Genomic DNA, 24457 nt, shown 5'->3' with positions numbered 1-24457 from the left:
ATTAGAATTTACGCGTTTTTAATGTTAAGCTTTATTATTACCTTATCAGCGTTAAAATAAGCGGTTCGAGACAGCTATAATTATGAAAAAAAAAATCACTTTAAAACAAATTGCAAGAGAACTAGACGTGTCTATCTCCACTGTCTCCAAAGCTTTGCGGGATAGTATTGAAATTAGTGAAGATACGCGGCAAAAAGTTCAGGCCTTTGCAAAACTTTACAATTACCGTCCCAATAATATAGCCTTAAGTTTAAAAAACAGAAAAACGAAAACCATAGGAGTTATTATTCCGGAAATCGTCCATCATTTTTTTTCCAAAGTCATTAGAGGAATCGAGTTAGTGGCCAATAAACGCGGGTACAATGTTATTGTTGGGTTGTCTAATGAATCTTTTGATAAAGAGGTGATTAATATGCAAATGTTGGCGAATGGCAGCATTGACGGTTTCATACTGTCTATTTCAAAAGAAACATTACAACAGCAAGATTACCACCATTTTAAAGAAACTATCAGTCAGGGAATGCCTATTGTGATGTTTGATCGTATCGTGAATGAAATCCATTGCGATAAAGTTATTATTGACGATTCTAAGGGCTCGAAAAATGCAGTCATGAAGCTCTTGTCTAGTGGCTGCAAACATGTGGCTATTATTACAACAAAAGATTATGTCAGTGTAGGAAAGCTGAGAACTCAGGGTTATTTAGATGCATTAGAGGAATTTAAAATGAGCCCGGAAACAGATTTGATTTTAAAGGTGGATGACGAACTGGTTTCTGAAGACCATTTAGAATCTTTAGAACGAGAAATTGAGGATTTGTTTAAAAGAAATAAAAAAATAGATGGTGTTTTTGCTGTAAATGAACTCTACGCCATTATCGCTATGAAGGTGGCGCGTAATTTAGGAATGAAAATTCCGGAGGATATACAGTTTATTGGCTTTACTGATGGAGTGCTTTCCAAGCACGCCACACCTAGCTTGACCACGGTTAATCAACACGGACAACAAATGGGTGAAAAAGCAGCTGAATTGCTGATAGACAACCTAGAACGGGAGGATGAAGAGGAGCATTATACGACCGTTGTGATTGAGACAGAACTCGTAGAAAGAAACTCTACCAAATAAAATAAATAGTGCAGATTTAAAAACTTTACTATCTTTACCGCGTAATCAAAACTTTATTTTCACTTCTTACAAATAAGTTTTGATAAGTTTTATCGCTTGTCAATAGTATTAATCTAAACATACTATTAATGAAAAAGCGTACGCTAGGATTTTGGGAAATCTGGAACATGAGTTTTGGTTTTCTGGGAATCCAGATGGGTTTTGCCCTACAAAATGCTAATGCCAGCAGAATACTTCAAATTTTTGGCGCCGATGTGCACGAACTGTCATGGTTTTGGCTCGTAGCTCCACTGATGGGCTTAATTGTCCAACCTATTATTGGGCATTATAGCGACAACACATGGACAAGATTCGGCCGAAGGAAACCATTTTTCCTGTTAGGTGCGGTACTTGCTTCAGTGGGAATGATTTTTATTCCGCAAGCTGATTTTATGATCGCCATTTTACCAGCCTTATGGGTTGGTGCCGGAATGCTCATGATAATGGATGCCTCCTTTAACATTGCCATGGAACCATTCCGAGCATTGGTGGCAGACAATCTTTCTGACGAACAGACTACCAAAGGCTTTAGTATCCAAACCGCTTTAATCGGTATTGGAGCAGTTATCGGATCGTGGTTGCCTTGGGTGTTGACCAATTGGTTTGGGATGGCACAAACCTCTCCTGACGGATCAGTTCCTGCCAACCTTTTATGGTCGTTTGTAATTGGGGCTGGGGTTTTAATCGGTTCTATTTTAGTGACCATTTTTACCACAAAAGAATATTCTCCAGAAGAATTACAGCAATTTGAAGACGCTAAAGCACATCACAAAATAACAGCTGATGATGGCATCGTCCACAAAGCAAAACTATCCGACATTTTTGAAGATTTCAAGAAAATGCCAGAAACAATGCGCCAATTAAGTTGGGTGCAATTCTTCTCGTGGTTTGCCTTGTTCGGCATGTGGGTATTTGCCGTACCAGCCATTGCACAGCATATTTACGGATTACCATCAACAGACTCCAGCAGTGAAACCTACCAGGAAGCAGGAAACTGGGTGGGCATCTTATTTGGGGTGTATAACGGGATCTCCGCTATTTTCGCCTTCTTATTGCCGGCAATTGCCAAGAAATTATCCAGAAAAAAAACACACGCATACTCACTTTTTATTGGAGGAATAGGCTTGTTGTCTATCTATTTTATGCCAAACGAAGATTGGCTGATATTATCCATGGTATTTATCGGAATTGCCTGGGCCAGTATTCTCGCTATGCCTTATGCCATGTTGGCTGGATCTATCACGCCAAAAAAAATGGGAGTGTATATGGGGATTTTCAATTTCTTCATTGTAGTGCCACAAATTATCAACGGGATTATCGGTGGGCCTTTAGTGAAATACGCCTACAACAACGAAGCTATCTATGCCATAATGGTGAGTGGGGTAAGCTTTATTATCGCCGGAATTTTAGCATTTAAAATTAACGACAAAAAAGATTTGACTTTAAAGCATGACTAAAAAAGCATTTATATTCGATTTGGACGGTGTTATTGTAGATACCGCAAAATATCACTTTCTGGCATGGAAAAAATTGGCTAACGGAATTGGAGTCGATTTTACCCACGAGCAAAATGAACAATTGAAAGGCGTCAGCAGAATCAAATCTTTAGAGAAGATTCTGGCTTGGGGTAATAAAACCATTAGTGAGGCTGAGTTTACGAGACTCATGGGACTTAAAAATGAAGATTACCTGACGTATATCGACACGATGGACGAACAAGAAATTCTTCCTGATGTGACAAAAACCTTAGATTTTTTAAGAGCGGCAGAACAACATATCGCCTTAGGTTCCGCAAGTAAAAATGCCCGAATGATCTTAGAAAAAGTCAATATCCTATCAAAATTTGATGTCATTGTAGACGGTAACGATGTGACCAAAGCAAAACCAGATCCGGAAGTATTTTTAAAATCAGCAGAACAATTACAGGTTGCTCCTAAAGATTGCATCGTTTTTGAAGATGCCGTTGCCGGAATTCAAGCAGCCAACGCTGCTGGCATGGTATCTATCGGGATTGGCGATAAAGAAACCCTTCACGAAGCCGATTTCGTCTTTGCAGGTTTTCAGGAAATGGATGCTGAGTTTTTGAAAAAATTGATAACTCGTAAAAATTGTTAGTACTGAGTTTTAAGCAGAGAGTCGTAAAAAATAACAGAGAACTTCATTGTGGTGCTTGAAAAATAATAGCGTCCAATGGGGTTAAAACATAAACACAAAGAATTTTGAAGAGAAACTGACGCGCATTCTAAAAGCGAAGCGGTCTTAATTCTAAATTCTCATATCTATTAAAAAAATGAATCAAGATTATATACAACCAAACAATTGGTCCATTATAGAAGAAGGCTTTGATGCCGAACGTGTCAAATCTTCTGAAAGTATTTTTAGTATTGGTAATGGTGCCATGGGGCAACGTGCCAATTTTGAAGAGCAGTATTCAGGAAGTACTTTTCAAGGCAATTATATTGCCGGCGTTTATTATCCAGACAAAACCCGTGTCGGGTGGTGGAAAAACGGCTATCCGGAATATTTTGCCAAGGTGCTCAACGCTCCAAATTGGATTGGAATCAACGTCACTATTAATGGCGAAGCACTAGATTTAGCAACTTGTAAGGAAGTCAGAAACTTTAGAAGGGAACTCAACATGCAAGAAGGTTGGTTATCCAGAACTTTTGAAGTAACTCTTCAAAACGGCATCGCGCTTAAGGTAGATGCTAAGCGTTTTTTAAGTCTTGACATGGATGAAGTTGGCGTCATTCAATATCATGTGACGGCGTTAAATAGCGCGGCGGACATTGTGTTTGAACCATATTTAGATGCTGGCATTACCAATGAAGACAGCAATTGGGACGATAAATTCTGGAATACGCTAAGCGTTACTTCTGAAGGATCACAAGCGTTCATTTTATCGCATACCATGAAAACGAAATTTCATGTGTGTACTGCAATGCAAACGGAATTGTCTTTAAACGGAGAGGTTTTAAATGAAACGCCATCAATTTCAAAATCTGAGCATACAATATCTTTTTCCTACACTTCAAAGGTTGCCAAAGGCGATACGGTTACCATGACCAAGTTTGGTGGGTATACTGTCGACAGAAATCACGATAAAAATGAATTGGTTTCGGTGGCGCAAAACACCTTAGCTAAAGCTGCAGAGATTGGTTTTGATCAGATGTTGGCACAACAAAAGGAAGCGTGGGCTAAAATTTGGAAAATGTCAGACATCACCATTGATGGCGATGTGAAAGCACAACAAGGCATCCGATTTAACATCATGCAATTAAACCATACCTATTTGGGCAAAGATGCACGCCTGAATATTGGTCCGAAAGGTTTTACTGGTGAGAAATACGGCGGTAGTACCTATTGGGATACGGAAGCGTATTGCATTCCGTTTTATATGGCGACCAAGGATCAAAAAGTAGCACGTAATTTATTGGAGTATCGCTACAATCACTTAGGAAAAGCCATTGAAAATGCTGAAAAACTCGGATTCAAAAACGGGGCTGCACTTTACCCAATGGTGACCATGAACGGGGAAGAATGCCATAACGAGTGGGAAATTACTTTTGAGGAAATTCACCGTAATGGGGCTATTGCCTTTGCCATTTTCAATTACCACCGGTTTACCGGCGACTTCAGTTACATCCCAGAAAAAGGATTGGAAGTGCTTATCGCCATCGCTCGTTTTTGGAAACAACGCGCTACCTTTTCGACACTTAGAAACAAGTATGTCATTTTAGGTGTTACGGGTCCTAATGAGTATGAAAACAACATCAACAATAACTTTTATACCAATTATATCGCACAGTGGTGTCTGAACTACACCTTAGAAACAATTTCTAAGATGAAGGAGGACTATGCTGCTGATTTGATTCGCGTGATTGATAAGGTGAAATTGACCGAAGAAGAACTATCTGATTGGGCGCAAGTGGCCAGCAACATGTATTATCCGTATTCAGAGGAGCATGATGTGTACTTGCAACAAGATGGATTCTTGGATAAGGAATTGATTACCGTAAAAGATTTGCCAAAATCAGAACGTCCTATCAACCAAAAGTGGTCTTGGGACCGCATTTTACGTTCGCCTTACATCAAACAAGCCGATACGTTACAAGGATTTTATTTTTTTGAAGATCAATTTTCCACAGAAGAATTGGAACGTCACTTCGATTTTTACGAGCCATTTACGGTTCATGAAAGCTCCTTATCACCTTGTGTGCATAGTATTCAGGCGGCTAAATTGGGCAGAATGGAACAGGCGTATCAGTTTTATTTAAGAACCTCCCGATTGGATTTGGATGATTACAATCACGAAGTAGAAGAAGGATTGCACATTACCTCTATGGCGGGTACTTGGATGAGTATTGTTGAAGGATTTGGCGGGATGCGGGTTATTGATAACAAGTTATCGTTTATACCTAAAATCCCGGAGCAATGGGATGCCTACTCGTTCAAAATTAATTTCAGAAATCAAATTCTTAAAATTAGTGTGTCCAAAAACGAGACGTCTTTTGAATTAGAAGGTGATCAAGCTATGGCGATCCTGATCAACGGAAAAGAGGTAACCGTGAATCCACAGCAGGTCTTGACGGTGTAAACCAATTATAATTCTGTAAATAATTTAAAATTGAGATGACATGAAGAATTTGATAGCCATTTTAATGGTATTTTTAACCATGACAGTTTTTGCACAGGTAGAGAAGATAGAACCGCCATTTTGGTGGGCAGGGATGCAGCATTCTGATGTGCAATTAATGCTGTATGGTAAAGACATCGCTCAATATGAGGTGAAGTTTTCAAACACGATTCAAATTACGGATGTCGTCAAAACCGAAAACCCAAATTACTTGTTCGTTACCATCAACACTAAAAATATTGCTGCGGGCACCTACGAGTTGCAATTTTTAAAGGATAAGAAGATTGTCGGTAAGCAGTCTTATGAGATAAAAGCGCGCCGCGAAAATTCGTCTGCAAGAAAAGGTTTTGATTCGAGTGATTTGATTTATTTGGTGATGCCAGATCGATTCGCCAATGGGAATTCTGACAACGACAGCACTGACGATACCGTTGAAGAAGTGAACAGAACAGAGCTCTCGGGACGTCATGGTGGCGACATTCAAGGCATCATCAATCATCTGGATTATCTGGATGAATTGGGTGTTACAGCACTTTGGAGTACGCCGTTATTGGAAGACAATGAGCCTATCTATTCGTACCACACCTACGCGCAAAGTGATTATTATAAGATAGATCCGCGTTATGGTAGCAATGATGATTACAAGCGATTGGCTTCTGAAATGCACAAACGCGACATGAAACTCATTATGGATTATGTAACCAACCATTGGGGCAGCAAACATTGGATGATTCAAGATTTGCCAACCAAAGATTGGATTCATTATTGGGATTCAGGCGTTAACGGATTTCAGCGCAGTAGTTACAGAATGACCACCCAGTTTGATTCGAATGCCTCTGAAGCCGACAAAGAAGCCTGTATGAACGGTTGGTTTGATACGACCATGCCAGATATCAATCAGAAAAATCCGTTGGTGCTAAATTATTTGATTCAAAATGCGATATGGTGGGTTGAATTTGCTGATTTGGACGGGTTCCGCGTGGATACCTACTCGTACAATGATAAGGAAGGCATTGCAAAATGGACAAAAGCCATTATGGATGAATATCCTAATTTTAATATTGCCGGCGAGGTCTGGATGCACAATCAGGCGCAAATGGCCTATTGGCAAAGGGATAGCAAGATTGGGGCTATAGATAATTACAATTCGCATTTGCCAACGGTCATGGACTTTACGCTTCATGATGCGCTTATGGTGATGTTTGCTGAAGATGAACAAGGATGGGATAAGGGCATGTTAAGAGCCTACGAGAATTTTGCCAACGATTTTCTATACCCAGACATCAATAATATTCTTGTGTTTGCTGGAAACCATGATACCAATCGGATCAATGAAATTTATAAAGCAGATCTCAACACCTATAAAATGATCATGACCATGATTGCTACGGTTAGAGGTATTCCGCAGGTGTATTATGGCGACGAATTGGGAATGGGCGGCAATAAGGATTTAAAAGGCGATGGGGATATCCGTCACGATTTTCCTGGAGGATGGAAAGGTGATCCCATCAATGCATTTACCGCGGAAGGACGAACGCCGGGGCAAACTGGTTTCTTTGAGTTTTCGAAGAAAATTTTCAATTGGAGAAAATCGAAATCGGCCATCCATACAGGAAAAACCATGCAGTTCGTGCCTGAAAATAATGTGTATGTTTATTTTAGATATACAGACGATGAACGTGTGATGGTAGTGATCAATAACAATCCTAATGCGCAGACATTAAAGCTGAACCGTTTTAAGGAAATGATCACAACACATAAATCAGGAAGAGATATTATTTCAGAACAGCAGATTTCTTTAGAAAACACCTTGCAGGTTGCTGGTAAAACCGCAATGATAATTGAATTTTAAACAGCCTACGTTCTCCAGCTAATTGAATACTTGAAGCAGTCGGAGATGTATTTATAACTATGAAAAAAAGCATTTATATACTGATTATTTTCGCTGTTTTGGTGTCTTGCAATACCACTACTAAAAAAGCCAAAATAAAACCTGCGGACACGTCAAAAGTGGTTGCAGAAATTATTGAAGGCGATTTTGCAGGCGGTACTTTACTGCGCATTGATGACTTTCCATCCAATTACATTCCACCAAGAAAAGTGGATATTTGGTTACCAAAGAGCTATTCTGAGAGTAAAAAATATGCCGTTTTGTATATGCACGACGGCCAGATGTTATTTGATAGTAAAATCACTTGGAATAATGAAGAATGGAAGGTTGATGAGGTGTGTGCTAAATTGATGACAGATAGCATTACCAAAGATTTTATTGTGGTGGCACCATTTAATATTAACGCGTTACGCCACAGCGAATATTTTCCTCAAAAACCTTTTGAATCGCTTTCAAGATCGGTTCAGGATTCTCTATTTGAAGAAGCACGTTTGAACAATTTTAAACTGGATTCGGTTACTTCCAATAATTATTTAGGGTTTCTGGTGCACGAATTGAAACCTTATGTGGATGCCAACTATTCTGTGTTGACCGATAGAGAAAACACGGTAGTGGCAGGTTCCAGTATGGGCGGATTGATTTCTATGTATGCCGTTTGCGAATATCCGGAAGTTTTTGGTGCTGCCGCGTGTTTGTCTACCCATTGGCCAGGCGGAAACCCTAACGATAACAATGTGTTGGCCGATACTTTTTTTGAATATATGGAAGATAATGTGCCGTCTCCAAAAACACACAGGTTCTATTTTGATTATGGCACCGAAACTATGGATAAATTCTATCTTAAATACGCGCCAACAGTCGATAAAATATTTAAAGATAAAGGATACGGCCCATCAAACTTTAGAAATTTGAAGTTTGAAGGCGCTGAACATACGGAAGTCTCGTGGCAAAAACGACTACACATTCCATTGACGTTTTTGTTGAAGAAGACTGAGTAAATATCAGAATTGAAGACCTCACAGGTTTTGATCCCGAAGTGTCTAATAACTAAAATATCATCTAATTTCTTCCCTTATTTCAAGGGAAGGTGCCTTTAATTCCCGGTAAGGAATTAAAGGCAGAAGGGTAAATCACAATATATGAAACAGTACATAGTATTAACATTCCTGCTCTCCATTACCCTCGGATACTCCCAAAATCCGAATCGAATTTTCGAATCCATCACTTACAAAAACAATGTTTTGGAGATAAGAGTGAACGACGGCATTTATAAAATCACACCGTTTAGTGAGCACATCATTGAAAACACTTTTATTCCAGCAGGAGAAGTTTACAATCCCAATTCGCACGCGGTGGTTTTAGAACCAAAACCAATAAAAGCGAAGTTTCTTAATGTTGGTGACGCGTTTCAATTGCAAACAGAGGGGATTACGGTAAATATCCAAAAACAGCCGTTTCAAATTTCGTACAGTTATAAAGGCAAACCCGTCATTTCTGAGAAAAAAGGCTATGTTAAAAATGACAGTTTAGAAACCATTCAATTCAATCTGAGGAAGGACGAAGTTCTTTATGGTGGTGGTGCACGCGCTTTAGGTATGAACCGCCGTGGCTACCGATTGGAGCTTTATAACCGTGCGCATTATGGCTATGAAACCCATTCTGAATTGATGAATTACACCATGCCGATTGTGATGTCTTCCAATACTTATATGGTCCATTTTGATAATGCGCCTATCGGATTTTTAGATTTGGACAGCCACAAAGACAATACCTTAACTTATGAAACAATCTCGGGTAGAAAGACCTACCAGGTTATTGTTGGCGATTCATGGACCGATTTGATCGATAGTTATACCGATTTAACCGGAAAGCAACCGTTGCTGCCACGTTGGGCTTTGGGGAATTTTTCCAGCCGATTTGGTTACCATTCGCAAAAAGAAGTAGAAGCGACTGTTCAGAAATTCAGGAATGAAGAAATTCCGTTAGATGCCATCATCATCGATATTTTTTGGTTTGGGAAAGACATTCAAGGCCATATGGGGAATTTAGAATTTTTAAAAGATTCGTTTCCAAATCCAACCCAAATGATTAAAAACTTAAAATCTGATCATGTGAACATGGTGTTGGTTTCAGAACCCTTTGTATTGACCACTTCGAAGCGTTGGCAAGAGGCTGTTGAAAAAGATATACTGGCTAAAGATTCGATCGGAAATCCATTTACTTATGATTTTTATTTTGGCAATACGGGACTGATCGATATTTATAATCCGAAAGGGAAAACCTGGTTTTGGGACATTTATAAAGGACTCGCCGATATGGGTGTGACCGGCATTTGGGGCGATTTGGGCGAACCTGAAGTTCATCCTTCAGACTTATTGCATGCCACAGGAACGGCAGATGAGATCCACAATACTTACGGTCACGATTGGGCGCGCTTGATTTCAGAAGGATACAAAGCCGACTTCCCTAACCAACGTCCTTTTATTTTAATGCGTGCAGGCTATTCGGGCTCGCAGCGTTTTGGTATGATTCCGTGGTCAGGCGATGTCAACAGAACTTGGGGCGGTTTACAAAGTCAACCGGAAATTGCGCTTCAAATGGGCATGCAAGGCTTAGGCTATATGCACTCTGATTTGGGCGGATTTGCGGGGAATCTTCAAGATCCGGAACTCTATACGCGTTGGTTGCAATACGGCGTTTTCCAACCAATTTACCGTCCGCATGCGCAAGAAGATGTGCCTGCAGAACCTGTTTTTTGGGATGAGCATACCAAAGTTTTGGCGAAAAAATCTATCGAATTACGCTATCAATTACTGCCCTATAATTACCATTTGAGTTTTCAAAACCATAAAAATGGCACCCCATTAATGCGTCCGTTGTTTTTTGAAGACACTACTGAGGCGCTTAAGACAGACGCGTCCACTTATTTTTGGGGAGATGATTTTCTGGTGTCACCAATTATGAATTCAAAAGTGATTAGCAAAGACATTTATTTCCCTAAAAACAACACTTGGTTTGACTTTTATACCGGCAACAAATTTGATGGCGGACAATCAGCAACCGTCAACGTGGTTGAAGATAACATTCCAACCTTTGTGCGTGCAGGCGCATTCATTCCGATGGCAAACCCAATGCAAAGTACCAAGGATTACGATGGAAATAAATTTGAATTACATTATTATCATGACGCATCTGTTGAAGAAAGTAAGGGGCAATTGTATAATGATGACGGCGTAACTGCCAATGCCTATGAAAACGGCAATTATGAACTACTGAACTTCGAATCAGAAACGACTCGTTCTAAAATTGAAATCGAATTTGAAGCTGAGGTTGGATCGGCATACACAGCGCAATCTAAGCAGATTGATCTTGTGGTGCACCAAATCACCGCTAAGCCAAAATGGATCAAATTAAACCGCAAGAGAATAGCATTCGATTATAACGAAGATAACAATACGGTGACCATTCCTTTGGAATGGAACACGGCAAAAGATTTAAAACTAAACATCAAATTAAAGTAACTACACATGAAAAAAATTATGTTAGCAGCCTTCAGTTTAATGCTGATTACGGCCTGCAAGGAAGAACCGAAAAAAGACTTAACAGTCATTGAAAATACTCAGGAAACATTTCAACCGATCACTGACGACGTTCTAGAGACCGGGGTGATTTATGAAGCCAATATTCGTCAATACTCGCCTTCGGGACATTTTGACGAATTCACTAAAGACATTCCGCAGTTAAAACAATTGGGTGTAAAAGTCATTTGGTTGATGCCAATTTTTCCAATTAGCGAGACCAATCGTAAAGCGACAGGCGGAGCAGACAGCAAATTCGCCTCAGATTTTCCTGAAGCGGAACAATCAAAATACTTGGGCAGCTATTATGCGGTCTCTGATTTTACTAAAATCAATCCAGAATTTGGAACCATTGAAGACTTTAGAAATTTAATCAAAACGGCGCACGACAATGGCATGTATGTCATTTTAGATTGGGTACCAAACCATACGGGATGGGATCATGAGTGGATCAAAAACCATCCGGATTACTATACAAAGGATAAAGATGGAAACATCACTTATCCAGAAGGAACGGATTGGACGGATGTTGCCGACCTTAATTATGACAATAAAGACATGCGCAAAGAGATGATTGCTGACATGCAATATTGGTTAATGGAAGAAGGCGTAGATGGCTTTAGATGTGATGTAGCGGGTTCAGTGCCTACTGATTTCTGGGAGGAAGCTATTCCGCAACTAAGAGCGACCAAAGATATTTTTATGCTTGCAGAAGCTTGGGAGCCAGAATTGGCTAAAGATGGTCTTTTTGATATGGTTTACGGTTGGGATACGCACCATATTATGAATGATTTGGCACAAGGAAAGAAAGGATTAGACGCTTGGAACAATCGTAAGGCGCAAATCGATTCGTTATACGAAAAGAATGATATCATGATGAATTTTGTGACCAATCATGATGAAAATTCTTGGAGTGGTACCATTAATGAGCGCATGAAAGAAGCGGCACCTTTAATGACCGCGTTTAGTTATGTGATTCCTGGAATGCCGCTTATTTATTCAGGTATGGAGTATGATATGGACCACAGATTAAAGTTTTTTGAAAAAGATTCAATTCCGAAAACGAAAAAAACAATGTGGCCATTACTTGAAAAACTTGGTGCGTTGAAAAATACAAATCCAGCTTTAAACGGTGGAAAGAATCCAGCATCGTACACCAATTTGGAAACTGCTAATGCTAAAGTTTTGGCATTTCAGCGTGCAAAAGATGATCAAACCGTAACCTTTATTGGGAATTTTTCTGATAAAGAGCAATCCGTTGCGGCACCGCTCGAAGGAAGTTTTACGGATTATATCCAAGGCAAAAAGTTAGAATTGAAAAAGGAGAACATTGTTTTAAAACCTTGGGAATATAAAATTTTAACCAACTAAGCATGTCAAAAGTTTTAGTGTGCTTGCTTTGTGGTTTTGTTCTGATGGGTTGTCAAGAAGAAAATTCGCGAGTGAGCATGGAAGAGAAGACTAATGCGCCTTTCGTTTGGGAAGGCGCTAATTTATATTTTTTGTTGACCGATCGATTTCATAATGGCGATAGTACCAACGACGTGAATTTTGATCGGACGCAGGAAGTAGGGGAATTGAGAGGTTTTGAAGGCGGCGACTTAAAAGGCATCACCCAAAAAATTGAAGAAGGTTATTTTTCGGACCTTGGTGTCAATGCCATTTGGATGACACCTATTGTGGAGCAAATCCACGGAGGAACTGATGAAGGTACGGGTGTTACCTATGGATTTCACGGCTATTGGACCAAAGATTGGACAGCAATTGATCCAAATTTTGGAACAAAGGAAGATTTAAAAGCATTGGTGGATGCGGCGCACAGTAAAGGGATTCGCGTGGTGTTGGACGCGGTAATCAATCATACCGGGCCTGTCACACCTGTAGATCCGGTTTGGCCAGACGAGTGGGTACGTACTGATCCTACCTGCGATTATAGCTCGTATGATGCGACTGTTTCGTGTACGTTGGTTCAAAATTTACCGGACATTAGAACGGAAAGTAATGAAAACGTCGCATTGCCACCGCAACTTGTGGAAAAATGGAAGGCAGAAGGACGTTATGACCAAGAGGTAGCAGAATTGGATGCGTTTTTTGAACGAACTGGCCATCCTAGAGCCCCGCGATTTTATATCATGAAATGGCTTACCGATTATATTACGGAATATGGTATTGATGGCTATCGCGTAGACACCGTAAAACATACGGAGGAATCCGTTTGGCAAGAATTTAAAGTAGCATGTGATTATGCCTTTAATCAATGGAAAACCAATAATCCAGAAGCGGTATTAGATGCGAATGATTTTTATTTGGTTGGGGAAGTTTATGGCTATGGCGTATCCTCAGGGAAAGCGTATGACTTAGGCGGAAAACACATCAATTATTTTGATAAGGCTTTTAACAGTTTGATTAATTTTGAGTTTAAATATGATGCAGCCCAGTTAAGCTACGAACAACTCTTTAAAAAATATACGGATGCTCTTCAAAATCCTTTAAAAGGGTATGGAGTATTGAATTACTTATCATCTCATGATGATGGCCAACCTTTTGATGCCAACAGGGAAAAACCTTTTGAAACCGCTACCAAGCTGTTATTAGCTCCTGGAACATCACAAGTGTATTATGGTGATGAATCCGCAAGGGCGTTGGTTATAGAAGGCACTGTGGGAGACGCGACCTTGCGTTCGTTTATGAATTGGGAAAGCATCACTTCTGAAGCCCATACAAAAAGTGTTTTAAATCATTGGCAGAAGTTGGGACAGTTCAGGAAAAATCATCCTGCAGTTGGCGCTGGCGTGCATCAAATGATTACCGAAAGTCCTTATATGTTCTATAGAAGTTACAAAAATGATGATTTTGAAGATGTTGTTGTAGTAGGTCTTGAGTTGTCAACGGGAATAAAAACCTTAGACGTATCTCGGGTGTTTAAGGAAGGTTCAACAGTGCGAGATGCGTATTCAAAACAAGAGTCAAAGGTGATTGACGGTCGCGTTCAAATAGATTCAGAATATGACATTGTCCTATTAGAAATAAAATAGTTCGTTTGTCAGTTTGAGTGTTTTTAATGCTGCCGCGGTAGCGGCAGCATTAAAAATGTATCGAGAACCGCAGTGTTTTTAATGCTGTCGCGGTAGCGGCAGCATTAAAAATATATCGAGAACCGCAGTGTTTCAATAATTTGATAATGGAAAATTATGCTAAAGCTTTCGGGACATGTCGAGAATTTTACATCATTAAATTTTGAGATATCGCATGCTTCTCGATACTATTTTCAATCACTATGGTGCTTGAAAATCACTCGAAGTGACATTGTGTATCGTTTGTCAGTTCGAGTGTTTTTAATGCTGCCGCGGTAGCGACAGCTTTAAAAATGTATCGAGAACCTCAGTGTTTTTAAGTCTGTCGCGTTAGCGGCAGCATTAAAAATGTATCAAGAACCGCAGTGTTTCAATAATTTGATAAAGGAAAATTATGCTAAAGCTTTCGGGACATGTCGGGAATTTTACATCATTAAATTTTGAGTTATCGCACGCTTCTCGATACTATTTTCAATCACTATGGTGCTAGAAAATCACTCGATGTGACATTGTGTATCAAGAAGCAAGTTTATCTAATCCCTCATTGGAACTAAACATTCCATGGCATTCATAATGTAATAAAAATTAGTAAAACCCTATCGTACAAGAATCGTGATTCTCCTTGTAAGACTTCACGATTCTTTTTTTATACCCTAATCAAAAAACCGTAAATTTGAATATATTCAGACCCTATGACAGACATTAATGAGCATATAGATTCGCCATTCATTATTAAAATAAGTTTTGAAAAACTTCTAAGACATTATGAAGCATTAGCCAAAAGTAACGACCCATTTTTGGTGGCAAAGGCAAAGCGTGTACTTGACGCAGGCAATGTGGCTCCAGAACTTAGGGAGGGTTTTACGAATACGGATTTATTGTATACTTATCAAAAGGAAATAGGCATTCTTTTAGAAGATGCTTTTAGTGAGTTGTTGTCTAAAAATGAAATTAAAACAGCTTCGGTGGTTCTCCACAGTTTGATATTTAATGCCTCAAAACGGTTTAAAACAATTATTGAGAATGCAGGCGACGAATTTGAGTTAAAAATCACGAATCAGCCAGAAGATGATATGTTCAGGGAGGCGTGTGCCATTATCTTAAAGTTTTATTATGGTTACGACATCAATTTTAGACGCTCTTTCTTTTATGAAATCCCCAATGCAGATGGCATCTTACGAACATATAAAATACTGTACAATGCAGATTTTGTGGAAATAATCAAAACGAAACAGGCGCCTGAAATAACTGAGGAGGACTATAGTTTGTTGTTGGAGAGTTACGATAATATTGGTCTTTGGCGAGAAAAGTTTCCTCCACAAAGTTATGTTTTTAAAGGCTTTACCATCAATAATATTTTTGATGTTACAGATGACCGTTCCATTTCAGAGATTAAGTCAAGCTTATTGGCTACAGGAAACGGTGAACATCATAATTTTGCCCATGACTTTAAACATCTTTTTGAATCGCTTTTAAATTTAAAGGATGTGAAAGTGGGATTTTTATCATATAATAAATCTGAAGAGCAATTTGAACGCGTTACTGGGGCGGGTATTGATAGCTACTTACTTTTTAATTCTGATGTTGGGTCTTGCAAAACTATATTGTGTGAAGCATCCTACAAATCGCTGATTACAGATAATAGTTATTTTTCCATCCCTGATGTAGAAAAATATTACAAACTTTCAAATGGCGAGGCTCAATATCAAACCCTACACGATCACGGTATTAAAAGTGCAATTTTGGCTCCTATTGCTTCTAACGGACAGTTGTTAGGGGTATTGGAAATTGTTTCAACAAAGGTAAATGAGTTAAACAGTATCAATGCCAATATCTTAATTGATGTGATGCCTTTTATAGTGGCGTCAGTCATGCGCTCTAAAAAAGAGGAGGAGAATTTAATTGAAGCCGTTATTCAACAGGAGTGCACTTCCATTCATCCCAGTGTACGATGGAAATTTGAGGAAGAGGCACGCATTTTTTTAGATAGAAAACAAAAAGAAGGAAATCATGTGTCCTTTGGTCAAATTGCGTTTCCTGATGTCTATCCATTGTTTGGGCAAATAGATGTTAAGGGCTCTTCAGATGCCAGAAATCAAGCCACGCGTAAGGATTTGTCTTTGCAAATTAGCTTGGTGAGAAAACTTTTGGAAACCATTTTGGAAACAGAAGAACTGCCTATTTATGAACAATTGAATTTTCAAATGGACGAACTGTCTAATGCATTGATAGAGCATTTTAAAGTAGACACTGAGCAGCAACTCATCAAATTTTTTGAAAAGGAAATCCATCCATTATTTGAGTTTGTGAGAACTAAAAATAAAAACTTGGCAATGGCTATAGACGACTACTTCAGTAAAATTAATGACAATTTGGGGCTTATATATTATTACCGCAAACATTATGATGATACAATAACCATGATCAATAAAAAAATGGCATACATTATTGATCAAAAACAAATTGAAGCACAACGCATGTACCCACATTATTTTGAACGCTATAAAACCGATGGTGTAGAGCATAATATGTACATAGGCGAATCAATTACTAAAGAAAAGAGCTTTAATGAGGTGTATCTTTACAATTTAAGATTATGGCAACTTCAAGTCATGGCTGAAATGGAAAATGAATTCTATCAAAGTAAGCATGGATTTCCGGCAACGGTTGATGTAGCATCAATGATTTTAGCATATCATCAACCCTTGTCCATTCATTTTAGAATGGATGAAAAACAATTTGATGTGGACGGTACGTACAATGCGCGTTATGAGGTGGTGAAAAAACGTGTAGACAAAGCATTAGTTAAGGATACAGAGGAACGGGTGACACAAAAAGGTAAACTTACCATCATATATTCGCAAAAAGAAGATGAAGACGCCTACCTTAATTATATTAAATTTTTACAGTTTAAAAATGTCTTTGACTCTGAGATTGAACTTTTAGAGTTGGAAAATCTTCAGGGTGTTACTGGATTAAAAGCTATCCGTGTGCCGTTTCTATATCACACAGATGCCACTGAGCAACGTTATTATACCTATGAAGATTTGATGAAGGAGGTCTAAGATTGCACAAAATAGTCAGAAGGCCATGTGCCCTTTTGATCAATATAATGCATCGCTTGGTCTTCTGTTTTCAAAACTTCCTCTATGTCAGCCCCCGGTGAAAATTTAAAGGACACTGCAAACGCGATTACAGAAACAATCATCCCTGTCATAAATATAGTGTAGGTAACTCTCAAAATACGGTACTTTCTGTCTAAAACTTTTCCTAAAAAATAAAGGTCCTTGGTAAGCGAGCTGTAAACGTAGTCCTTATCTTTTAGTAATTCATTAATGGCCCATTCAAAATCTTCCAATTTCATTTTATGGAAATTCCCAAAGAAGGTCAAATTGACTTTCCGATTCTCAACATCTTCTTTAGTGAATTCACCGCTCGTGATATTAGGGCGTGTAGCAATGATGGATAAGATCATTGAAATGATGCTCGACAACATTAATATTATAGTAGGAACAATTAAAAATTGATTGGCCGGATTGTCAAATTTTGCAAAAAGAGTAGATAGCATCAATGAAATAATAATGGCATTTACAGAAAGCAAAATATTAGCCTTGGTATCTGCAATATCACTCAATTTAATATGATTTCTCAGAGATGTTCTATAAAAGGACTGTATGGCACGTTCCGGACTCGCATCTTTTGCCTTCGCTTTAAGTTGTGCCTTCATTTTCTCTTTTTGGCGTCTCTTTTTTTCTTTCTTATTTGATTTTATGAGGTCAGCTAAATTATCTTCTTTTTGATCTTGCCAATTTTTCAAAGCGTAATCCGTATAAAATTGATGGCTTTGTGAAAGTACTGCAATGTTTTCCTTTAACCATTCTGCGGGAGAATAGGTTCTCACATTTTGTAATTCGAGTTCTTTTCTTAAAAATTCGCTGGCCTCAGTGAAGTAGGACTTTCCAAAATGTGAAGCATCAGCATCTCTTATAATCTTTGCCAATTCATTTTGAGGGGTATCTTTAAACTTTGTCGCCATGATGCATTGGTTCACAGCGTCAATGATAGCTTGATCCACCTTTTGTTGCTGTAAAAAAGTGGTTGCAATTCTAACACTCTCTTCCTCATGCCCATCTCTTACTTTAGTATAGCCGGTATCATGCAGAAGGGCAGCCAATTGCAATACTGTAGCGTCATCAGAACTAATATCTGAATGCTCAATAATTTCGTTCGTACTTTTTAGAACTCTTTTGGTGTGCGTGAAATTATGGTATAGAAAAGTATTAGGTAATTCGTTCTTAAAAAGATTGAATACAAACTCTTCAGTTTTTTTGATGATATCAGCCATATAATATAGTGTATAATTGGTGAGACAAATTACTAAAAAATAAATGAAGAAGATGAACACTATGACCACTAATTGTAATGCAAAACGTTAAAATCCGACCAAATGCTATTATAATTTTTAACTTTAAGAAAAATTAGTGATTGATATGTTGACATGGAAAAACGTGATGGATTTTGCTGTAAATGGCAATCCTAAACCTGATAAAAGAGTAGAGAAAACGGATGCCGAATGGCGTGAGGTATTAACACCAGAGCAATTTAAAATTGCTAGAGCAAAAGGAACGGAAGCACCTGGAACTGGCGCGTTATGCAGTGTTTATGAAGAAGGACAGTATAATTGTGTGTGCTGCAATACGCCGTTATTTGATTCTTCCATAAAGTTTGAATCAAGTTCGGGCTGGCCAAGTTTTACTCAGCCCATTAAAGAAAATGCCATTAAATACGAAAAGGACACCACCTTCGGGATGGTACGTGTAGAGGTGATGTGTAATGTGTGTGATGCTCATTTAGGTCATGTATTCCCTGACGGACCGCAACCTAGCGGATTACGCTATTGTGTTAATTCAGAATCGATGACTATGGATACTTCACATAAAGAAGTGTAAGCTTGGAAGCTATAGCAATGACAGAGTTAAATTTGGAAACAATGACGGTTGGCGGTGGCTGCTTTTGGTGTATGGAGGCTGTCTTTAACGAAATTAAAGGTGTACGTCAAGTCACTTCGGGATATATGGGCGGTACGGTGCCCGGAACCCCGACCTACCGAGAGGTCTGTTCTGGTTTAACGGGGCATGCCGAAGTTGTTCAGGTGCAGTTTGATCCAACTATTGTCTCCTATGAAGATTTATTGGTGGTGTTTATGACAAGTCACGACCCTACGAGCTTAAACAAACAAGGTGGAGATGTAGGTACACAATACCGATCGGTTATTTTTTATAACGATTTAGAACAAAAAAGCATCGCAGAATTTGTGGTTGAAGAAATTGCACCCTATTTTGAAACTCACATTGTGACCGAAATCAGCCCAGTGGAGAAATTTCATAAAGCTGTAGAGGAACATCAAAATTATTACAGTAGAAACAAATCGGAACGTTATTGTTCTGCTGTTATCACTCCTAAATTGGCAAAGTTGCGTACTATGCATGCCGATAAACTAAAATACAGAAATACTAACAATTATACTGAGGCTATGGAAGTACAACACGATAAGGAAAAACAGCAATTTACTATGGAAGTTGATGGTGAAATTGCTAAAATAGACTATAAAATGCGCGACGGAATAATGCATTTGGTTTATAGTGAAGTGCCCTTTAATATCCGCGGTCAAGGCATTGGGAAGGTGCTTGTTGAAAAAACTTTTGAAAAGTTGACTGATGAGGGTTATAAAGCCATCGCGGTATGTGGCTATATCAAATCTGTGGCCAGCAAAAGTAATAAATGGAATGCTATTATTGGCTAAATCTCCAATGACATAGGAATGAAACTTAACATCAACCATAAATTTACCACGCAACTGCCTGCTGATCCTAATTTGGAGAATAGTAGGCGTCAAGTTACAAATGCCTGTTTTTCTTACGTTTCCCCCAGAAAAACATCAAACCCTAAATTATTACACGTGTCGCCTGAAATGCTAAATAATTTGGGACTGACCAAAAAGGATGCGGAGTCTCAAGACTTTTTAAACGTGATGACGGGAAATATGGTATTAAAAAATACCACCCCATATGCTATGTGTTATGCGGGGCATCAATTTGGGAATTGGGCAGGACAGTTAGGAGATGGTCGTGCTATTAATTTATTTGAAATAGAGCATGAACACCAAAACTGGGTAGTGCAGCTAAAAGGTGCGGGAGAAACGCCCTATTCGCGTTCAGCAGACGGATTGGCAGTGTTGCGTTCTTCCATTCGTGAATACCTGTGTAGTGAAGCCATGTATTATTTAGGTGTGCCCACTACCAGAGCCTTGTCATTAGCGTTGACAGGCGATAACGTATTGCGGGATGTGATGTATGATGGTCATCCTGAGTATGAAAAGGGTGCTATTGTGAGTCGAGTGTCACCTAGCTTTCTAAGATTTGGAAGTTTTGAAATCTTCGCAGCGCGACAAGATCATAAAAATTTAAAAATTCTGGTAGATTTCACCATAAAAGAACATTTTCCGCATTTAGGTGCGCCTTCAAAGGATACCTATATTCGGTTTTTTTCTGAAGTATGTACGCTAACGTTGGAGATGATCATCCATTGGCAACGTGTTGGTTTTGTGCATGGTGTAATGAATACCGATAATATGTCCATCCTTGGGTTGACTATAGATTATGGTCCTTATGGATGGCTGGAGGGTTTTGACTATGGTTGGACCCCAAATACTACTGACAGGCAGCATAAAAGATATAGGTACGGAAATCAGCCTAATATAGGACTATGGAATCTTTACCAACTTGCCAATGCACTGTATCCGCTTATTGAAGATGCGGAATCTATGGAAGCGATTTTGGAATCTTACACCACCGATTTTGAAACGCAGTCCTTAGCAATGATGCGCGACAAGTTAGGGTTGCAATCGGAAAATGCATCTGATGTCTTGCTCATTCAAGCATTAGAAGATGTTTTGCAACTCACTGAAACGGACATGACCATTTTCTTTAGGCAATTGAGCAAGTTTAAACCGCAACATCCATCTGAAGGTTTACATCTAGTAAACGATGCTTTTTACGACCCGATAACGCTTTCTGACCACATCAAAGGACAGTGGAATGCCTGGTTTGAACGTTATGCAGAACGGTTGCTGACGGAAGCCTTGTCAAATTCAGAACGCGTATCCAAAATGAATGCCGTCAACCCTAAATACGTACTGCGTAATTATATGGCGCAATTAGCTATTGATGCAGCTGATAAAGGGGAGTATGCACTTATTGATGACTTGTTTATAATGTTGAAAAAGCCATACGATGAACAGCCCGAATACGAGCAATGGTTCGCGAAACGGCCAGAATGGGCCCGTGATAAAGTAGGCTGCAGCATGTTGTCCTGCAGTTCATAACGAACAGGTGTCTAGTCAGATACATTCAGGTGTACACAAAAAAATTGAATTTAATTACAGATAATTTAGAAGAAAATAATGAGCAATTATAAAAAAGCATATATCGCTGGTGGTTGTTTCTGGGGGATGGAAGATCTTTTCAGAGTGCGCCCAGGTGTAAAGGATACTGAGGTAGGTTATATTGGTGGTCAGAACGAGCACCCTACATATAGGAATCATCCAGGACATGCAGAAGGGATTGAAATCACGTATGATCCTGATGAAACTTCTTTCAGACAGATTTTAGATTATTTTTTCAGAATCCACAATCCCACTACGGTAGACCGTCAAGGGAATGATATAGGGTCCAGTTATCGCTCTGCCATATTTTTTCAAAATGAAGAAGAAAAGGCCGAAGCTGTAGATGTTATCAATATTGTAAATGCTTCTAACAAATGGGATGGTAAGGTTGTAACCACTCTAGAGCCCTATACCAAGTTTTGGACCGCAGAACCAGAACATCAAGATTATTTGCTGAGAAAACCAGATGGTTATACGTGTCATTTTGAGAGATTTGACCAACCTTTTATCTGAGTTATTAGTAGGAGAGTTTTGATTTAAACGAATTGTGTTGTGATAACTTATTACAAAATTTGATATGAAGGCCATTTGGAACAATACCATTATTGCAGAAAGTGATGCAACTGTGGTGGTAGAAAACGATCATTACTTCCCTCATGAGAGTGTTAAACAAGAATACGTTATGCCCAGTATTGCCCACACCACCTGTCTTTGGAAAGGTAAGGCTTCCTATTACAACCTTGAAGTTGATGGTAAACAAAATATAGGCGGCGCTTGGTATTATCCTAAGGTTTCTGAAAATGCTGAAGCTATTAAAAATCATGTTGCCTTTTGGGGAGGTGTCCAAATTGAACCATAGCGTCATGCCGGTTGAGGTTTCAAAAATCGCCTTTGGAGGCGGATGTCATTGGTGTACGGAGGCCGTTTTTCAGTCTATTATAGGTGTCGAAAAAGTGGAGCAGGGCTATGTGGCTTCTACAACGTGCAATAGGGAGCTCTCTGAAGCTATTATCGTTCATTATAATGGTAAATGCGTTACGCTATCCACCTTAATTGAAATACATTTGTTAACGCATAATAGCAAGTCCGATCATTCCATGAGAAAGAAACACCGTTCTGCCATCTATACTTTTAGCAAAACACAACAAAATTCAGTAACGGATTTGCTCAAGGGTTTTCAATTAAAATTTCACAACAAATTGATCACAAAAGTGTTACCATTTAGTTATTTTAAACCTTCACGGGAAGCGCTTAAAAATTATTATTTTAAAAATCCGGAGAAACCTTTCTGTGAGAACTATATTAATCCGAAATTGAAACTTATTTTACAACAATTTTCAGAGCATGTCAATTCAGCTAAATTGTCTCATTTAAAAGCGTAAACACATTCAAAATGCAAAGCACAAAACTCCATATACTTAATTCAAAAGGTTTACAATTACAAGCTTACTTGGAACTGCCAGCAAATCAGAAACCTAAAAACTATGCTATTTTTGCACATTGTTTTACCTGCAGTAGCACCTTAAAACCTGTTAAAAATATTAGTAGAGCACTCACCACTCACGGATTTGGCGTAGTTCGGTTTGATTTTACGGGATTAGGCAAGAGTGAGGGCGCGTTTGCAGACAGTCATTTCTCGGCTAACGTAGATGATTTATTGGCGGTGAATAAATATATGGCTGAGCATTATAGAGCGCCTTCATTGCTTGTAGGGCATTCTTTAGGTGGTGCAGCAGTAATTGTGGCAGCATCGCAATTGGACAATGTTAAAGCTGTGGCTACCATAGGGGCTCCTGCAACTACTGAGCATGTAAAACGCCATTTCTCACATCAATTTGATGAGATTCCAGAAAAAGGGCATGTTGAGGTGAACATTGGAGGGCGTCCATTTAAGATTAATCAAGAGTTTGTGGAAGATTTTGATAAAACAGATTTGCCAGAAATCACCAAACAACTTCGAAAGCCCATTCTCATTATGCATGCGCCATTTGATCAGGTGGTAGGGATAGATAACGCACAGCAATTATTTGTTAATGCGTTTCATCCAAAAAGTTTTATCAGCTTAAATGATGCTGATCATTTGCTGTTGAGAGATAAGGACAGTTTGTATGTGGGCAATATGATCGGGGCTTGGGTGCAACGCTATTTTGAGACCGCTGACAATAAAATACTAGATACGGAAGATGAACAATTAGTAGCGCATCTTAATCTGTTGGAAGATAATTTTACCATATCCATTCAGACAAAGCGGCATAATTTTGTAGCCGATGAACCGGTGTCTTTTGGTGGTGATGATTTTGGACCCACTCCTTATGATTTTTTAAGTGCGGGACTGGCAGCCTGTACAGCTATGACCTTAAAACTATACGCTGAACGTAAAAAATGGGATTTACAGGAAGTGTTTGTATATATCACCTATTCTAAAAAACATAGCGCAGATTTAATGCAAGGCCCAGATAAACCCACACGTTTTGATCACCTTCTTAAAAAACTAAAGTTTGTGGGCGATTTAGATGCGACACAAAAGGATAAGTTAGTTGAGATTGCCTCGAAATGTCCGGTCCACAAAACTTTGTTGAGTGAGATTGTTATAGATACTGAGGTTTTAGCCTAATTATTTAAGTATAAAAATAAACTAACACCTAAACTGAATTAACTTGTACATTTTAGAA

Annotated in this window: 18 protein-coding genes; 17 read left to right on the top strand and 1 reads right to left on the bottom strand. The window is 38.9% G+C overall.

Annotation, left to right across the window (positions count from 1 at the left end):
- Positions 1-82 precede the first annotated feature (82 nt).
- From BXY82_RS02005 to BXY82_RS01960, 10 genes are all read left to right on the top strand, one after another.
- Positions 83-1123: a LacI family DNA-binding transcriptional regulator gene (locus BXY82_RS02005; protein WP_133756506.1), complete on the top strand. Its 1041-nt coding sequence runs from the start codon at positions 83-85 to the stop codon at positions 1121-1123.
- 128 nt (positions 1124-1251) lie between these two features.
- Entirely contained in the window at positions 1252-2619 is a 1368-nt protein-coding gene (locus BXY82_RS02000; protein ID WP_133756505.1) for an MFS transporter, read from the top strand.
- Complete coding sequence (gene pgmB / locus BXY82_RS01995) at positions 2612-3277, top strand: beta-phosphoglucomutase (protein WP_133756504.1); 666 nt, start codon at positions 2612-2614, stop codon at positions 3275-3277. The genes BXY82_RS02000 and pgmB overlap by 8 nt, the downstream gene beginning before the upstream one ends.
- 175 nt (positions 3278-3452) lie before the next feature.
- The gene (locus BXY82_RS01990; protein ID WP_133756503.1) at positions 3453-5759 is read left to right on the top strand and encodes a glycoside hydrolase family 65 protein; all 2307 of its coding nucleotides are present in this window, start codon (positions 3453-3455) and stop codon (positions 5757-5759) included.
- 40 nt (positions 5760-5799) lie between these two features.
- Positions 5800-7650, top strand: coding sequence for a glycoside hydrolase family 13 protein (locus BXY82_RS01985; RefSeq protein ID WP_133756502.1), 1851 nt, complete (start codon positions 5800-5802; stop codon positions 7648-7650).
- A gap of 59 nt (positions 7651-7709) precedes the next feature.
- Positions 7710-8687 (top strand): alpha/beta hydrolase, encoded by a 978-nt coding sequence (locus BXY82_RS01980; RefSeq protein ID WP_133756501.1) that lies wholly within the window; start codon positions 7710-7712, stop codon positions 8685-8687.
- A gap of 141 nt (positions 8688-8828) precedes the next feature.
- Positions 8829-11210, top strand: coding sequence for a glycoside hydrolase family 31 protein (locus BXY82_RS01975; protein ID WP_133756500.1), 2382 nt, complete (start codon positions 8829-8831; stop codon positions 11208-11210).
- Positions 11211-11216: 6 nt separating this feature from the next.
- A complete protein-coding gene (locus BXY82_RS01970; RefSeq protein ID WP_133756499.1) occupies positions 11217-12638 on the top strand; it encodes an alpha-amylase family glycosyl hydrolase in 1422 nt (473 codons plus the stop codon).
- Positions 12639-12640: 2 nt separating this feature from the next.
- Positions 12641-14302: an alpha-amylase family glycosyl hydrolase gene (locus tag BXY82_RS01965; RefSeq protein ID WP_133756498.1), complete on the top strand. Its 1662-nt coding sequence runs from the start codon at positions 12641-12643 to the stop codon at positions 14300-14302.
- A 731-nt stretch (positions 14303-15033) separates the two neighbouring features.
- Complete coding sequence (locus BXY82_RS01960; protein WP_133756497.1) at positions 15034-17406, top strand: GAF domain-containing protein; 2373 nt, start codon at positions 15034-15036, stop codon at positions 17404-17406.
- Here the strand turns inward: BXY82_RS01960 and BXY82_RS01955 are convergent.
- A complete protein-coding gene (locus BXY82_RS01955; RefSeq protein WP_133756496.1) occupies positions 17403-18686 on the bottom strand; it encodes a Pycsar system effector family protein in 1284 nt (427 codons plus the stop codon). The two genes, BXY82_RS01960 and BXY82_RS01955, sit on opposite strands and share 4 nt — an antisense overlap.
- A 145-nt stretch (positions 18687-18831) precedes the next feature.
- On the opposite strand from BXY82_RS01955, the gene msrB reads away from it, so the two are divergent.
- The 7 genes from msrB (at position 18832) to BXY82_RS01920 (ending at position 24399) form a co-directional block, all read left to right on the top strand.
- Positions 18832-19290 (top strand): peptide-methionine (R)-S-oxide reductase MsrB, encoded by a 459-nt coding sequence (msrB, locus tag BXY82_RS01950; protein WP_133756495.1) that lies wholly within the window; start codon positions 18832-18834, stop codon positions 19288-19290.
- A gap of 17 nt (positions 19291-19307) precedes the next feature.
- Positions 19308-20144 (top strand): peptide-methionine (S)-S-oxide reductase MsrA, encoded by an 837-nt coding sequence (gene msrA, locus BXY82_RS15665; RefSeq protein ID WP_133756494.1) that lies wholly within the window; start codon positions 19308-19310, stop codon positions 20142-20144.
- Positions 20145-20162: 18 nt separating this feature from the next.
- Positions 20163-21725, top strand: coding sequence for a protein adenylyltransferase SelO (locus BXY82_RS01940; protein WP_133756493.1), 1563 nt, complete (start codon positions 20163-20165; stop codon positions 21723-21725).
- Between the two features lie 78 nt (positions 21726-21803).
- Entirely contained in the window at positions 21804-22298 is a 495-nt protein-coding gene (msrA, locus tag BXY82_RS01935; RefSeq protein ID WP_133756492.1) for a peptide-methionine (S)-S-oxide reductase MsrA, read from the top strand.
- Between the two features lie 64 nt (positions 22299-22362).
- Complete coding sequence (locus BXY82_RS01930) at positions 22363-22644, top strand: DUF427 domain-containing protein (protein ID WP_133756491.1); 282 nt, start codon at positions 22363-22365, stop codon at positions 22642-22644.
- Positions 22586-23167, top strand: coding sequence for a peptide-methionine (S)-S-oxide reductase (locus BXY82_RS01925; RefSeq protein WP_317128551.1), 582 nt, complete (start codon positions 22586-22588; stop codon positions 23165-23167). The genes BXY82_RS01930 and BXY82_RS01925 overlap by 59 nt, the downstream gene beginning before the upstream one ends.
- An 11-nt stretch (positions 23168-23178) precedes the next feature.
- On the top strand, positions 23179-24399 hold the full coding sequence (locus BXY82_RS01920; RefSeq protein ID WP_133756490.1) for a bifunctional alpha/beta hydrolase/OsmC family protein: 1221 nt from the start codon (positions 23179-23181) through the stop codon (positions 24397-24399).
- Positions 24400-24457: the final 58 nt, after the last annotated feature.

Source organism: Gelidibacter sediminis, assembly GCF_004364975.1.
GTDB lineage: Bacteria > Bacteroidota > Bacteroidia > Flavobacteriales > Flavobacteriaceae > Gelidibacter > Gelidibacter sediminis.
Note: the sequence above shows the minus strand (reverse complement) of the source record. Positions and strands in the feature narration are given on the sequence as shown.

What these genes read in the sequence shown, in the direction of transcription:
- BXY82_RS02005 (WP_133756506.1), top strand. Translation starts at nt 83, where the DNA reads ATGAAAAAAAAAATCACTTTAAAACAAATTGCAAGAGAACTAGACGTG.
- BXY82_RS02000 (WP_133756505.1), top strand. Translation starts at nt 1,252, where the DNA reads ATGAAAAAGCGTACGCTAGGATTTTGGGAAATCTGGAACATGAGTTTT.
- pgmB (WP_133756504.1), top strand. Translation starts at nt 2,612, where the DNA reads ATGACTAAAAAAGCATTTATATTCGATTTGGACGGTGTTATTGTAGAT.
- BXY82_RS01990 (WP_133756503.1), top strand. Translation starts at nt 3,453, where the DNA reads ATGAATCAAGATTATATACAACCAAACAATTGGTCCATTATAGAAGAA.
- BXY82_RS01985 (WP_133756502.1), top strand. Translation starts at nt 5,800, where the DNA reads ATGAAGAATTTGATAGCCATTTTAATGGTATTTTTAACCATGACAGTT.
- BXY82_RS01980 (WP_133756501.1), top strand. Translation starts at nt 7,710, where the DNA reads ATGAAAAAAAGCATTTATATACTGATTATTTTCGCTGTTTTGGTGTCT.
- BXY82_RS01975 (WP_133756500.1), top strand. Translation starts at nt 8,829, where the DNA reads ATGAAACAGTACATAGTATTAACATTCCTGCTCTCCATTACCCTCGGA.
- BXY82_RS01970 (WP_133756499.1), top strand. Translation starts at nt 11,217, where the DNA reads ATGAAAAAAATTATGTTAGCAGCCTTCAGTTTAATGCTGATTACGGCC.
- BXY82_RS01965 (WP_133756498.1), top strand. Translation starts at nt 12,641, where the DNA reads ATGTCAAAAGTTTTAGTGTGCTTGCTTTGTGGTTTTGTTCTGATGGGT.
- BXY82_RS01960 (WP_133756497.1), top strand. Translation starts at nt 15,034, where the DNA reads ATGACAGACATTAATGAGCATATAGATTCGCCATTCATTATTAAAATA.
- BXY82_RS01955 (WP_133756496.1), bottom strand. Translation starts at nt 18,686, where the DNA reads ATGGCTGATATCATCAAAAAAACTGAAGAGTTTGTATTCAATCTTTTT.
- msrB (WP_133756495.1), top strand. Translation starts at nt 18,832, where the DNA reads ATGTTGACATGGAAAAACGTGATGGATTTTGCTGTAAATGGCAATCCT.
- msrA (WP_133756494.1), top strand. Translation starts at nt 19,308, where the DNA reads ATGACAGAGTTAAATTTGGAAACAATGACGGTTGGCGGTGGCTGCTTT.
- BXY82_RS01940 (WP_133756493.1), top strand. Translation starts at nt 20,163, where the DNA reads ATGAAACTTAACATCAACCATAAATTTACCACGCAACTGCCTGCTGAT.
- msrA (WP_133756492.1), top strand. Translation starts at nt 21,804, where the DNA reads ATGAGCAATTATAAAAAAGCATATATCGCTGGTGGTTGTTTCTGGGGG.
- BXY82_RS01930 (WP_133756491.1), top strand. Translation starts at nt 22,363, where the DNA reads ATGAAGGCCATTTGGAACAATACCATTATTGCAGAAAGTGATGCAACT.
- BXY82_RS01925 (WP_317128551.1), top strand. Translation starts at nt 22,586, where the DNA reads ATGCTGAAGCTATTAAAAATCATGTTGCCTTTTGGGGAGGTGTCCAAA.
- BXY82_RS01920 (WP_133756490.1), top strand. Translation starts at nt 23,179, where the DNA reads ATGCAAAGCACAAAACTCCATATACTTAATTCAAAAGGTTTACAATTA.